This window comes from Kribbella sp. NPDC056861 (assembly GCF_040687575.1).
In the GTDB taxonomy this organism is placed as follows: Bacteria; Actinomycetota; Actinomycetes; order Propionibacteriales; family Kribbellaceae; genus Kribbella.
Window position 1 is genome coordinate 1,188,083 of sequence record NZ_JBFBNQ010000001.1, and the last position, 13,798, is coordinate 1,201,880.

The 13,798-nt window shown below is 68.2% G+C and carries 10 protein-coding genes; 3 read left to right on the forward strand and 7 right to left on the reverse strand.

The annotated features are described in order from the left end of the window. Position 1 precedes the first annotated feature (1 nt). Positions 2–859 carry a helix-turn-helix transcriptional regulator gene (locus AB0P21_RS05405; protein WP_363693874.1) on the reverse strand — a complete coding sequence of 286 codons (858 nt, stop codon included), beginning with the start codon at positions 857–859 and terminating at the stop codon, positions 2–4. 137 nt (positions 860–996) lie between these two features. On the opposite strand from AB0P21_RS05405, the gene AB0P21_RS05410 reads away from it, so the two are divergent. Both AB0P21_RS05410 and AB0P21_RS05415 read left to right on the forward strand, forming a co-directional pair. After that, a complete protein-coding gene (locus AB0P21_RS05410) occupies positions 997–1,758 on the forward strand; it encodes an SDR family oxidoreductase (protein ID WP_363693876.1) in 762 nt (253 codons plus the stop codon). A 98-nt stretch (positions 1,759–1,856) separates the two neighbouring features. Next, on the forward strand, positions 1,857–2,723 hold the full coding sequence (locus tag AB0P21_RS05415) for a S41 family peptidase (RefSeq protein ID WP_363693877.1): 867 nt from the start codon (positions 1,857–1,859) through the stop codon (positions 2,721–2,723). A gap of 78 nt (positions 2,724–2,801) precedes the next feature. On the opposite strand, the gene AB0P21_RS05420 is transcribed toward AB0P21_RS05415, so the two are convergent. The 3 genes from AB0P21_RS05420 to AB0P21_RS05430 form a co-directional block, all read right to left on the reverse strand. Then, positions 2,802–4,805, reverse strand: coding sequence for a cellulase family glycosylhydrolase (locus AB0P21_RS05420; protein ID WP_363693878.1), 2,004 nt, complete (start codon positions 4,803–4,805; stop codon positions 2,802–2,804). Between the two features lie 87 nt (positions 4,806–4,892). Next, entirely contained in the window at positions 4,893–6,947 is a 2,055-nt protein-coding gene (locus AB0P21_RS05425; RefSeq protein ID WP_363693880.1) for a glycoside hydrolase family 6 protein, read from the reverse strand. A gap of 79 nt (positions 6,948–7,026) precedes the next feature. Then, on the reverse strand, positions 7,027–8,073 hold the full coding sequence (locus tag AB0P21_RS05430; RefSeq protein WP_363693882.1) for a LacI family DNA-binding transcriptional regulator: 1,047 nt from the start codon (positions 8,071–8,073) through the stop codon (positions 7,027–7,029). Between the two features lie 70 nt (positions 8,074–8,143). On the opposite strand from AB0P21_RS05430, the gene AB0P21_RS05435 reads away from it, so the two are divergent. After that, the gene (locus tag AB0P21_RS05435; RefSeq protein ID WP_363693883.1) at positions 8,144–10,801 is read left to right on the forward strand and encodes a substrate-binding domain-containing protein; all 2,658 of its coding nucleotides are present in this window, start codon (positions 8,144–8,146) and stop codon (positions 10,799–10,801) included. A gap of 32 nt (positions 10,802–10,833) precedes the next feature. Here AB0P21_RS05435 and AB0P21_RS05440 read toward each other — a convergent pair whose 3' ends face one another. The 3 genes from AB0P21_RS05440 to rbfA form a co-directional block, all read right to left on the reverse strand. After that, complete coding sequence (locus tag AB0P21_RS05440; protein ID WP_363693885.1) at positions 10,834–12,117, reverse strand: trypsin-like serine protease; 1,284 nt, start codon at positions 12,115–12,117, stop codon at positions 10,834–10,836. A gap of 260 nt (positions 12,118–12,377) precedes the next feature. Beyond that, positions 12,378–13,295, reverse strand: coding sequence for a tRNA pseudouridine(55) synthase TruB (gene truB / locus AB0P21_RS05445; RefSeq protein ID WP_363694424.1), 918 nt, complete (start codon positions 13,293–13,295; stop codon positions 12,378–12,380). A gap of 52 nt (positions 13,296–13,347) precedes the next feature. Next, positions 13,348–13,785: a 30S ribosome-binding factor RbfA gene (rbfA, locus tag AB0P21_RS05450; RefSeq protein WP_363693886.1), complete on the reverse strand. Its 438-nt coding sequence runs from the start codon at positions 13,783–13,785 to the stop codon at positions 13,348–13,350. Between the last annotated feature and the right edge of the window lie 13 nt (positions 13,786–13,798).

The following is a 13,798-nucleotide window of genomic DNA, read 5'->3' on the forward strand; positions in this document are numbered from 1 at the left end:
ACTAGCTCGTCAGGCTCCAACTGCTCAGCAGTCGCAACGAGTCCGCGGTGGGCGAGCCGGGCTCGACGTTGTAGATGCACAGCAGCTGATCTGGATCATCCGGCAGGTGCAGGGCCTCGTACGAGAAGTGCAGCTCGCCAACCTCTGGATGGTTGTACCGCTTGGTGCCATGCGTTCGCCGCAGCACTTGGTGACTGTTCCACCAAGTACTGAACTCCGGTGACCTCACGGTCAGCTCACCAACAAGATCGGTCAGCCGACGGTCGTTGGGATAGCGCCCAGCATCTAGCCGAAGCATCGCGACGGTCTCGGCGGCGATCTGTTCCCAGTCGCCGACCCGCTCCCGCGCCTCCGGGTTGAGGAGGTAGTAGCGCGCGAGGTTGCGCTGCGGTACGGGTAGCGCCTCGAAGTCGGTGATCACCGCACGCGCAAGCCGATTGGCTGCCAGCACGTCCGTCCTACGTCCGATGACGAAGGCGGGGACCTGGTCCAGCGTCTGCAGCAGCAGATGCAGTCCCGGCCGGACGCGCTGCGGGGCGACTGCAGTACGGCGTACTGGTGTGGGGCGAGCCAGCAGATCACTCAGATGCTCACGCTCCCCCAGATCCAACTGCAGCGCCTGGCAGAGCGCCTCGACAACCTCAGGCGACGGCGAACCACCGCGCCCCTGCTCCAGCCGGGTGTAGTACTCCGTACTCACGCCCGCGAGCCGGCTGACCTCGTCGCGGCGCAGCCCAGGCACTCGCCGGGCGCGGCCGTCCTCAGCGATCCCGGCCTGATCAGGTGTCACCCGGACACGCCGAGAGCGCAGGAAGTCGGAGAGCTCAGCACTGCGGTCCATGTACCCAGTGTCGGTCATCGTCGGGAGCCCTGGTATGCCGTGGGTAGCCCTGCCAGTACCAGCCTGCACAGACCTTGCTTGCAGCCCCAAAACAGCGCCTGGACCTGGTGTTCTGGATAGGCAGTCACCATCCCGTTGTTTTGAAAGGTGTTCTCATGTCCAAGCCCCTCACCGGCCGCGTCGCAGTCATCACCGGCGCCTCCAGCGGCATCGGCGAAGCCACCGCCGAACACCTAGCCGGCCTCGGCGCCCGCGTCGCAGTACTGGCTCGCCGCGCCGACCGCCTGACCGACCTAGTCGCCCGGATCTCGAAAGACGGCGGTACTGCGCTCGCGATCGCCGCCGATGTGACCGACGTCGCCGCGGTCCGTGCCGCTGCCGACCAGGTCGCGTCCGAGTTCGGCGGCGCCGACCTGCTCTTCAACAACGCCGGCGTGATGCTCCCGTCCCCGATCGACGAGGTCGCCACCGACCAGTGGCAGCAGCAGATCGACCTCAACGTCACCGGCCTGATGAACGTCATCGGCGCCTTCGTCCCGCAGCTCGTCCAGGCAGGTGCCGAGCGCGGCGTCGCCGACCTGATCAACACCTCATCGATCGGCGCCCAGAACCCCTACGCCAACTTCGCCGTCTACTGCGCCACGAAGGCGTATGTCACCCAGCTCTCCAAGCAGATGCGCGCTGATCTCGGCCCGAAGAACGTCCGAGTCGCCGCGATCGAGCCAGGCTTCACCACCACGGAGTTGCAAAGCCACGTCACCGACACCGGCATCTCCAACTGGCTCGAAGGCGCCAAAACCCAACTCGAGTGGCTGACCCCTGGCGACATCGCCGAGACGGTCGGCTTCATCGCTTCGCTGCCAGCGCGGGTGAACCTGCAGCAGATCACCATCATGCCGACTGGCCAGGCGAGCTGACCCGCGACTCTCTCCGGGCAGCGCCTGCACTCTGCTGAAGCGTTTAACGGCGGTGTTCAAAGCTGCTCTTCGCGGATCCGCTGTCCTATCGTTCGATCATGTCCGATGTCCTGGTGGTGCATGATCTAGTCGGGCGGCTCACCGGCTGGCTGACTCGGCTGATGCCAGCAGGTGCCCGCCGCGACGCGCTTGTCGCCGTGCTCACCGAGCGGTTCGGGGACGTGGGCACGCCGGTCGCCGGCGCCGACTGTGAAGCGATCGAGCAGTGTGCGTGGACGGTCTCCCGGCATCTCGCGCTCACCTTCGAGCCCGGCGGCACCGGCCGGCCTGACACCGTGTCGCCAGGGTGGCCCGATCCCGATCCGGACGTGGTTCGGGCTCGGGCCGCGTGCGTTTCGCAGGTGCGACGGCTGGCAGATGGCACTTGCTTCATCAGCGTCGATGACCTCGATCCCATCAGCCTCGCCCAGCCGTATGTCGACGCCGCGTTTGCTCTGGCGCAGGGCTCGAGCCGGATCCTGCTCGATCTGCGCGCCAACGGGGGCGGCGATCCGGCGACGGTGGCGCACATCGCCGGGTGGTTGCTCGGTGATACGCCGACGCAGTTGTCCGAGGTCGTCTACCCCGATCGGCGGCGTGAGTGGTGGACTCCCGCTCTGCCGTCCGGCACGAGTCTGCGGCAGCCGGTCGCCGTACTCGTCGGCCCGGGCACCTTCTCGTCCGGCGAAGCACTCGCGTACCACCTGCAGACGCGAGGCCGGGTTGTTGTCGTCGGCGAAACCACCCCCGGCGCCGCCGATCACATCACGCCGATCCGGCTAGCCCCGACCGTGATGGCGTTCTTGCCCGAGGCGTACGTCGTCGACAGCACCTCCGGCACCAACTGGGAGGGCGTCGGCGTGGTCCCCGATGTCGTAAGCACTCCCGACCAGGTGGTCGAGACCGCGGTGGCGGCGTTGCGCTAAAGGCTGTAGGTGAGACGGATGAGGTAATCGCAGGCGCGGGGGCTGTGGGGATCAGCCGCCGCGCCTGCGGTTAATGGGTCAGGTTGTGGCGCAGGGGGTGTTGTTGAGGGTGAAGGCGGTTGGTGGGGTGCTGGTGCCTGTTGAGGTGGCGTTGAGGCCGATCTCGACTGTGGCTCCGGGGGGTATGGCGCCGTTGTAGGGAAGGGAGGCTGCGGTGACGGCGGAGGCGGATTGGGTCCAGGTGGCGCCCCAGCCGTTGGAGAGGGTTTGGCCTGGGGGGAAGGAGAAGGCGAGGGTCCAGGTGGTTAGGGCGGTGGGGGCGGTGTTGGTGATTCGGAGGGTGGCGGTGAGGCCGCCGGTCCAGGTATTGGCTCGGTACTGGATTGAGCAGGCGCCGGTTGATTGGCCGGCTGCGGTGGTGGCTGTGACTGCGGTGGAGGCGGGTGAGACGTTGCCTGCGGCGTCTCGGGCTCGGACGGTGAAGGAGTACGCGGTGGAGGGGGTCAGGGCGGTCGCGGTGTAGGTGGTGGTGGTTGAGGTGCCGGCCAGGGTCGTACCGCGGTAGATGTCGTAGCTGGCGACGCCGCTGCCGCCGGGGTCGGTGGATGCGGTCCAGCTGAGTGGGATCGACGTTGAGGTGGGGGTGCCGGCGGCCAGGGCCGTTGGGGTGCTGGGTGGGGTGGTGTCGACCGGGCCGGGGTCGCCGCCTGTTGCCTCTGACAACGAGATGCCGGTGGTGCTGCCGGGGCCGCCGAGGCGGACCTGGTGGTCGAGGCTGACGAACTTGGTGCCTTGCGTCCAGAGGGCCGGCTTGAGGAGCGCGTACTTCGGCTCGTCCCAGGTGGCCCAGTCGTTGTTGAGCAGGCCGCCGGTGTCACCGGAGTTGGGGTTCAGGACCCAGAAGGTGTGGTGCAGGCGTTGCTCCTTGATGAGGTCGCGGAGCGCCGTCATCCACTTCTGGTTGCGGCCGCCGTCCATGAAGCCGCCCCACTCGCCGATCAGCAGGGGTGCGATGTTCTGCTTGTGGATGTAGAGCCAGTTCGGGTCCCAGACATCCCGCTCGAGCGTCGTACGGTTCCAGTCGCCGGTGAACCAGGGCTGTTCGTAGACGAGCGGTCCGTAGTCGTGGGGTGAGTAGACCAGCTGGCTCTGGTGCTGGCCGAGGTTGACCGGACGCTGCGCGACGCCGCGCAGTTGACCGCCCCACCAGGTGCTGTACCAGTCGTCCTTGTTCTTTGACGTCCAGGAGACGCCGTCCTTGGGGTAGACCTCGGTGCCCTCGACGAAGATCAGCAGCTTCGGGTTGATCGCGAGGATCTTCTGCGCGGCGGTCTCGGCGAAGTACTTGAAGTTGGTCGGGTCGGTGGAGTTGTCCCACTTCGCGAACAGGGTCTCCGACCACTGCCCGTGCGGCTCGTTCTTTAGGTCGGCGCCGATGATGGTGTCGTTGGTCAGGTACCGCGTGGTCACCCAGGTCCACGCCTGGTAGACCTTCTCGGTGGTGATGGATCCCTTGTACCACAAGGGATAGGTGTGGCCGGAGTTGTCGGCCTCGGCGCTGTGCAGGTCCAGGAAGACCTTCAGGCCGTACTGCTCGCAGAGCGCGAGGAAGCGGTCGAACACCTGCAGGTTGTTCATCCCGGCGAGATCCGGGTTGACGCTGAGATTGACGTTCGGCGTGATCGTCTGGCCCGCGGACCATTCGAGCAGCAGTTGCGCGGAGATGGGGATCCGGACCACGTTCAGGCCGCGATCGGCCATCGACTTGGTGATCTGCTGCAGATTGCCGGACCACAGGCCGTGCAGGACGCGTTCGCTGGTGTTGAAGCCGAACCAGTTGGTGCCGGTCAGCCACACCTCCTTGCCGGCGTCGTCGACGATTTTGTTGCCCTGGACATGCAACCAGTCCTGGGCGGGGACGGCCTGGGCGGCGGCCGGCTCCTTGGTGGGTACGGCGGTCGAGGCCGCCGAAGCAGAGAGATTGGGTGCCAATGCGCCGGTGAGCAACGCGGCGGCCGCGACCAGCGGCAGCACCGCACGGCCATGCCGCCGTACTGGCGACAGCCATGACGAGAACTTCATCCTTGCCTCCTGAAACTGGGGCGGGGGCGGTCTTGGTTCCGCCCGGAGGGGCCGGGGAGGAACCAAGACCGCCGGTTTGAGGCGAGGTCAGCCGATCGTGCAGGGCTGACCGCTGACCGAGAACGCGGTCGGCGCGTTGTTGGTGCCGGAGTGGGCGCCGTTGAAGCCGAGATCGGCGGTCGCTCCGGGGGCGAGCGTCTGGTTCCCCGAGTTCGGGGAGCCGGTCGCCGTGACCGCGCTACCGGTCTGGGTCCAGACAGCGTTCCAACCCTGCTGGACGGTCTGCCCATTGGCGAAGGAGAACGTCAGCCGCCAGTTGGTCAGCGGCGCGGTCGACGTGTTGGTGAGCTTGACCGACGCCGTGAACCCGGTGTTCCAGGTGTTCGCGGAGTACACCACCTTGCAACTACCCGCCGGCGGGTTCCCGGTGCCGGTCGTCGTCACCGGCAAGGCCGTCGAGGCTGCGGACACGTTGCCCGCCGCATCCTTGGCCCGGACCGTGAACGAGTACGCCGTACTGGCGGTGAGCCCGGTCGCAGTGAAACTCGCGGTGGTGGAAGAGCCGGCGAGTGTCGTGCCCCGATAGACGTCGTACCCTGTGACCCCGACGTTGTCGGTCGAAGGAGTCCAGGTCAACGCCACCGACGTGCTGGTGATCGCACCGGCCTGCAGCGCGGTCGGTACCGACGGAGCCGTGGTGTCGGTGGGCGGAGTACCGCCGCCGTTGATCACCGGGTACGCGTTGCGGACCAGCTCGACGAACTGCGACTCGAACCAGTGGCCCGCGAGCGGAGCACCCGGCGAGGCGCCGGTGAGCCGGTTCGCCAGCTTGGGCGACACGAACGTCGGGTCGCACATCCGGTCGAACCGCTTGCCCTCGTCGTTCTCGATCTCGGTGGACGCGCCGTCGGACTCCCCCGGCGGCTTGATCCAGACGAAGGCGTCGAGGTGGGACGCCGCGGGGGCGGACGGCGTCGCTTGCGGGCGTTCGCCGATCCCGGCGCCGAGCGGGTTGCACCACGCGCCGCGATGGGTCCGGCGGTCGACCCGGGACTGGTCGATGTAGGTCTCCAGGACCGTACTGGTCGAGGTCGCCGTCGGCCGGGCGGTGCCGCCCCAGCCGTTGCGCGAGGTGTCGATCAGCATCCCGGTGCTGGCCGGGAAGCCCTCGGCGACGAGCAGGCTGTGCAGATGCGCGGTCCAGTCGAGCTCGTCGAAGTCGAAGTTCCATTCGTAGAAGGTGGACGAGCGGATCGGCGTACCGTTCAAGGTCAGTGAGGAGTTCGGCAGGTACGGTTCGGCCAACGGGGTGGTATTGGCCGTGTTCGTCACGAAGCCGTCGACCGAGGCGAGCCCGGCCGTGGTGGTGCGGGCCACGTCCGCGAAGAGCTTCGCGGCCGGACCTGCGTTGGTGTCCCAGCCCAGCCAGCCGGAGTGGGCGGCGTCGATGTAGTTGTAGACGTTGGGGATCGCGTGCAGTTTGTCGAGCGCGTACTTGACGCCCTCGCGGTAGAACGGCGCGGCGGTCTGGCACTCGGGGTGCGAGATGTTCGTGATCAGGTTCGGCAGCGAGTCCGGTTCGATCGTCGCCGCGATCCGCAGACCCTGGTACTTCGAGTCGGCGAGAATCGCCGCGATCGGATCGATGTACTCGGTCTTGTAGCGGGCCAGGCCGGCCGCGGTGGCCGGCAGTTCGCCGTTCGAGGCGAGCGCGTAGCAGTCCCGGCCGGGCAGGTCGTAGATCACCAGGTTCACGACCAGCGGAGTACCGGACTGCTTCTGGGTCAGGGCGTTGTCGAGATGGAAGCGCAGCCCGTTGCCGGCGGTGTTGCCGGTGATGGCGCTGATCCGGTCCATCCAGACCGCGGTCGGCTGGGTCTTGACGGCCCGCATCTTCGCGGCCAGGGCCGAGTCGGGGACGCGAGTCGCGGCGCCTTCGACGCTGGCGGCCCACGTGGGGTTCACGTACTGCGTCGCGCCGGCGTACGGGTTGTCGACGTGCGGCTCGGCGGCGTTCGCCGTGGCCATCAGGGTAAGCGGGAGGGCGATGGCAACGGCTGTGGTGGCGGCCAGCAGTCGTTTGGGGATCTTGATCACACGTGCCTCCAGGTGCGGTCGGTGTTTCGGCTTGAACTTCAACACGCGGCGTCACCTGGCGGGCATGGGGTGAAACGTTTAGGACGAAGGCGAGTTGTTGCAGCGTGACCAGGGGTTTTGCCGGTCACCGGGAGCGGGGCGCGGTACTGCCTCGGACGGCGAGGCCGCCGACCGGTTCGACCCGGCTGTACTCCGGTTGCCCGTCGAGCACCGCCAGCACGGCTCGGCCTACCGCGGTTCCGAGCTCGGCCGACGGCAGCGGCAGCGCCGTGATCGACGGAGTGGCGAGCCGGCAAAGAGCCGAGTCGGCGCCCGAGACGATCGAGAGATCCCACGGCACCTGCAGGCCGAGCCGCCGGGCGACGTCGAGTGCGGCCACCGCCATCTGGTCGGTGTCCAGCACGATGACCGACGGCGGCGCCGCTCCGGTCAGCAGCCGTCGGGTAGCCGCGGCGGCCTCCTCGGCGGTCGCGTTAGTGGCCTCGTGGACCAGAGAGCCACCGGCTGCGTCGAGCAGTTGCGTGAGCACCTCGATCCGCAACCGAGTGCGATGCAGGGCGATCGGCGCAGTCACCGCCGCGACGTCACGATGACCGAGCTCAACCAGGTAGGTCCCGACCCGCGAGTACGCGTCCTCCTCGTCGAGCCAGACCGAGGCCAGCCCGCGAGTGTGTGCTTGCGGACCCAGTACGACGGCAGGCGCACGCATGCGCCGCAAGGCGTCCACCCGGGGATCGCGGGTCAAGGCGTCGGGCACGATCATCACGTCGTACCGGCGCTCGGCCCACCAGATGCGGTACGTCGCGACGGCAGCCTCGGTCGAGTCCACGATCTGCAGCAGCAGGGCGAACCCGCGCTCGGCCACCACGTCCTGGACGGCGGAGACGAAGTCGAGGAACGAGGTCGCGTGCGCCGCACCGCCGGCCTCCCGGGTGAGGACCAAGCCGACCGCGCGCGGACCGTTGCGCAGCGAACGTGCCGCCGCGTTCGGGCGCCAGCCGAACTCGTCGGCGATCCGCAGGACCCGTTCGCGAGTGGCCGCCGAGACTCCGGCGCGGTCGTTGAGCGCGTACGAGACGACCGCGATCGACACCCCGGCCGCCCGGGCGACATCGCTGATCGTCGGGCGGCGCGCGGGCGATCCGGGATCGTCGACGGCAGGTGGCACCACAATTACCTAGTGTGTAGCGCGGTGCACCAGAGCGCATCGGTTCACCCCCGCTGACCTGACCAGGATGCGCATGGGTGGGATGGGACGCGAGGCGATGGCCAGGAGTGCGCGACGGACGATCGGGGTGCTCTCGCCGGTGGTCGGCGGGTTCTACTTCGGCGCGCTGATCGCCGGGATCGCGCGGGCCGCCCGGCGGGGCGGGCACAGCGTCGTCGCAGTACAGACCTATCCGGCCGGGCTTGATCGCGAGCGGTTCCCGGACGAACCGCTGGTCGAGGTACCGGTCGCGCTCGATGCGGTCGACGGCATCATCGTCATCACCAAAGCCGTCCAGCGCGACCGGCTCCCCTCGGTGCAGAACTGGGGTCGCCCGGTCGTGATGATCAGCGAGGACCAGACCAGCCTCCCTGCTCCGGTGGTCGTTCCCGACAACGCCGGTGGCGTCTACGCGGCGATGCAGCATCTGATCGAGCACGGGCACACCCGGATCGGTTTCATCGGCCGGCCGCTGCAGCGCGACATCCGGGAGCGGTACGACGCGTACCGGACCGCGCTTGCGCAGTACGGGATCACTCCTGGGCAGGGCTGGTTCTCGCGGACCGTCGACAACCACGAGCTCGGCGGGTCGGAAGCAGCGGAGCGGTTGCTCGCCGACGGGCTGCCCACGACCGCGACGATCGCGGCGACGGACCGGAACGCCGTCGGCTTCATCCAGGCGCTGCGGGCTTCCGGGTTGGTACTGCCCCGCGATCATGCCGTGATTGGGTTCGACCGAACCGAGACCGGTGCCCGGCTGGTGCCGCGGCTGTCGACCGTTGACCCGCACAACGATCGGGTGGGCGGGCTCGCGGTGAAGTTGCTGCTGGCCCGGCTGAACGGTGAATACGTGGCGGCTGGCGAGTACAGAACCCCGTCCACGTTGGTGATCCGCGAGTCCTGCGGGTGTGGCGAATCGACGGCTCAGCCCGACAACGACCTCGACGATCCCCTGTTCGAGAGCTACGGATCGACGCCCGCGCGAGCGCGGTTGCACCAGCTCTCCGACACCGGCTTCGGCGGACGATCCGCGGCGGCCGGCAGTCTCGCCCTCGGCGGCGACGAGTCGCGGGAGAGCTGGCTGCGCGCTGTCGTGGCTCCGATCGTTGCGGCCGCCGAGAGTGGCGTCGTACCCACTGCGACGGCGCTCGGCCGTCTCGGCGATCTGACGGCGGCCCGGCGACCGTACTCCGAGGCGCTCGAGCAGCTGGTCGCCGCAGTGCGGGAGCTGGAGACGGAGCTGATGGACGCGTTGCCTGCCGAGTCCGAGCGGCTGCCGACGCTGCGGCGCGTCACGACCGACGTACTGCTCGCGCTGACCAAGGGCTGCACCCAACCGATGCTGGCACGCGGCGGCTATCTGGAGCGGACGATCGCCGACCAGTACGAGGTCGACATGGACCTCCTGCGTGGAAGAGGCCCGAGCCCGCGCACACTCAGCTGGCTTCCGCGAACCGGGTCCGGCGCGGCCTGCCTCGGCCTGTGGCGCGGGCACGAACTGTCTCCCGGCGATCGGGAGATCGAGATCGTCGGCGTCAACGACACCTCGGGCATGCTGGCCCGCCTGGTCGGGAACCGTACGCCGGCCAGCCAGTTCCCGCCCGCGACGCTGACCCGCAGCGGAGCGTTGGGCAGCAGCGGTCTGACCTTGGTGCTCCCCGTGACGTTCGGCGGCAGCGACTGGGGACTACTCGCACTCAACGGCACGGTCGACACCCGGATGACCAGCGGCCGGGACAAGTACAACCACTGGGCTGCGCTGCTGGCAGTGGCGTTGGACCAGGAGCAGCTGATGTCGTCCTTGCGCGACCAGCGGCTGGCGCTGGAGGAGGCCGCCACCCGGGAACGCGCTCTCGCCGACACGATCCGGGCCAGCGAAGAGCGCTATGCACTCGCCTCGATGGCGGCCCAGGACGGCACCTGGGACTGGGATGTCTCAGCCGGCTCGGTCTACTACTCGCCGAGGTGGAAGCAGACGCTGGGCTACGGCGAGGACGAGATCGGCTCCTCCCCCACCGAGTGGCTCGACCGCGTACACCCGGACGAACGCAGTGAACTGTCCGCCGCCATCGCGGCGCAGCTCGGCGGCGCCCGTACGCCGCTGGAGCTCGAACACCGTGTACGAACCTCGACCGGCGACTACCGCTGGATGATGTGCCGCGCCGTCACGGTGCTCGACGATGCCGGCTGCCCGGCTCGCTTGGTCGGCGCGCTGGTCGATATGACTGAACGCAAGGAGCAAGAACTCGCCCTGCGCCGCAACGCGTTGCGCGACCCGGAAACTGGTCTGGTCAACCGGATGCTGTTCTTGGACCGTCTCGGCGCGGCCATCAACCGAACCCGGCGGTCGCCTGACTACGACTGCGCGGTCGTCCTGCTTCGCGTCGCCGCTGTCGCTGACCATCCTGTCGATGACGACCCAGCCGCGGCGGAAGCCGAGGCCTGGCGAGTGATCGTCGGGCAGCTACGACAGGTCTTGACCGATGGGGATTCTGCCGCCCGGCTGCGGAAGGACGAGTTCGCAGTACTGCTGGATGATGTCGGGGCGGACACCGGGCGGCTCAAGGAGCTGATCAGCTCGGTTGAGGCCGGGACCAGCGTGGGTGCGCTGCCGACTATTCGGTCATTCAAGGATGCCGATGAGGCTCTCCGGGCTGCTGATATTGCCTTGTTGAGAGCGCAGACCCGCTGAGCCGGCCGCGGTGCGGCCGGCTCAGATGCTGGTCAGGGGGCTGAGGTTGTCACTACCCGGAGTCCGTCGACGAGGTTGACCGCCGTGGCCACGACGGAGGCGCCGCCGATCCGGCTGCAAACTGTCCCCACGGGGCCTCTGAGTGTGCTGACGACGCCCGCGGCGATGACGGTGTTGCCGGTCCAGTAGTAGATCGGCCCGCCGCTGTCGCCGCGGCACCAGATGATGTTGGTTCCATCCCAAGCTGTCATGGCGATGTTCCAGAAGCAGCGGTCGGCGCAAACCCATTCCTGGGCGCCCGAGCGCACATTGCAGTTCACGGCAGTCATGCCGTGGACGCAGTAGTTGCCACCGGCCGGTACTCCCGCTGAGGCGTAGCCGGAGACCGGGATGGTGCCGTCGTAGGCGTTCTCCCCGACATAGATCGATGGCGCGTTGCTTCTGCCTGCGTCGAGACGCACCGTGCCGAGATCGTAGGAGTTCTGCCCGTAGAGCCTGCCGACGAAATCGGACTGCCCCATCCGGACGCCGGCCCCGTTGTCGACCCTGACGCCGTCGCTGTAGGAGACACAATGAGCGGCGGTGAGGGTGAACCGATTACCGGGAATGGCGCTCGCGTACATGCTGAATCCGCTGGTGCAGGTGTCGCCGAGCATGTCGATCCTCGCACCGGCCCAGTACGGCGAACTGTCGGCCTGCCTGGACGCGAACTGCGTCGTACCGGGCCGGGCAGCAGCGAGGGTGACCGGGACACCCGACGTCCTCACCGCGGCAACGCGTTGCAGCAGTGCCGCCTCGGCAACCGAGGCTCGTGCGGTCCCTCGGCCAATCGCAGGCAAGTTGCCTGCAGCAACAGTTAGGCCCGATCCGTCGACCGCCAACGAAACGGTGCCGTTCGATTCACCGCCAGGCATGACTCGCTGGGCAGCGGTCATCAACTGACGCTGCGAAAACCTGGCCGGCTTGACGTCCAGCACGACGCCCTCGGCTGTCTTGGAGCGAAGTCGGGTGAGTCCGGCAGGGACGGCGCCGGCCCAGTGCAGAGTCAGCGTCTTGCGCTTGGCATCCACCTCAGCGCCGGCGTACTGGGTCTCGTAGGCCTTCGGCTCGAGATCGCGGATGCGGTTGAGCAGTTCGAGCAGCGGCGCCTGGGCGAGCTGACTGGCTTGATCTGCGGGCGAGAGGCTCTCGATCCCGACGGCTCGGCTTGGTTTTGAATCAGGCGTGGCGACAGGCCCGGGCAGGCCTTGCGCCGGGGCGGCGACGGCCATGATGAGCAGTGCGACGGCAGCGGTGGGCAGGACGTTTCGACGCATCTGAATACCTCGCATTTGGAAGGTAGATTCCAAATACCGTAGAAGCAGTGCGTGCGTCGGCCAATCAGTTAGATGAGGAACCACATCGACAGTTCCAGCAGCGCGGCAGGCAGCCTCCGCTGGCACCCAACTCGTTGGCATGGCGCAACCCGCTCGCACTCACCAAGCGGGCGACGGAGGAGCCCGCGCACCGACGGGTGGGCGGGAGCGGCCGGTGGAGGGAGCGCAGCGAGCGGAACTGGACGCGCGGGAAAGAAGTACTAGCTGACGAAGACCGCAGTGGGTTTGGCTAGCGGGCCGTGGGGTTCGTACAGAGCCAGGAAGGTGCCGTCCGGGGCGAACATCGCGGTCTGTTGGTCAGCTGTCAGCTTCAGGCCGGGCAGCGGGCGACCGGTGCGGATGGCGGCGGTCTGCTCCTCGTCAGCGTCGTAGCGCGGGAAGGTGTCCGCAGCGACGTCAGCGATCGGGAGCATCGCGAACGTCTCCCCCAGAGCCTCCAGCGTGTGGGCCGAGGACATGCCGAAAGCACCGACCCGCGTACGACGGAGCGCGGTGAGGTGGCCGCCGACGCCGAGGTCGGCGCCCAAGTCGCGAGCCAGGGCACGGATGTAGGTGCCGCTGGAGCAGTCGACGGAGATGTCCACCTCGATGCCGCCATCGACAGGGCGGACAGCGAGTACGTCGTACCGGCTGATTGTCACCTCGCGGGACTTCAGCACGACCTCTTCGCCGGCTCGCACACGCTCGTAGGCGCGTTTGCCGTCGACCTTGATCGCCGACACCTTGGAGGGCACCTGCGAGATCGGGCCGCGGTAGGCGCCGACTGCCTCCTCGATCGCTGAAGCGGTGACAGCCGCAAGAGACTCGGGAGTGGAGGAGACCGTGATCTCCCCCTCGGCGTCGTCCGTGGAGGACGTAGCGCCGAGCAGGATGGTCGCGTCGTACGACTTGTCGGCCAGCTGGAGATGGCCGAGCAGCCGGGTGGCGCGGTTGAGGCCGACCACCAGTACTCCGGTCGCCATCGGGTCCAGCGTGCCGGCGTGACCCACCTTGCGGGTGCCGGCCAACCGGCGGACCTTCGCCACCACGGTGTGGGACGTCAGTCCGGCCGGTTTGTCGACGATGACGATCCCGTCGGCAACCGAGGCATCGAACGCTGCGTGGACGGAGGCATCCAAAGCCTCCGAACCAACAGCATCGACCGCCCCGTCGACAGGCGAGGTCACAGCGTCACTCGTCGTCGGAGTCATCGTCCTCGCGGTGCTTGTACGGGTCGGCATCGCCGGCCGGCTTCGCACCGGCAGCAGCCTTCGCCACCTCAGCGTCCGCCGAACGCGCCTTGGCCAGCAACTCCTCGATCTGGCCCGCCGTCTCCGGGACAGCGTCCAGGTAGAACTGCAGCGTGGGGGCGCGGCGCAGCCCCAGAGCCTTGCCGACCTCGCTGCGGATCAGCCCGCGGGCCGACTCCAGCGCGGCCGCGCTGGACACCCGGTCCTGCTCGCCGCCGTACACCGTGTAGAAGACGCTCGCCTCGCCCAGATCGGCGGTCAGCTTGGCGTCCGTCACGGTGACGAAGCCGAGCCGCGGATCCTTGATCCGACGCTCGAGCATCTCCGCGACCAGGACCTGGATCCGGTCGGCCAACTGCTTCGCCCTTGCTTGGCCCATCAGGGCTCACTCC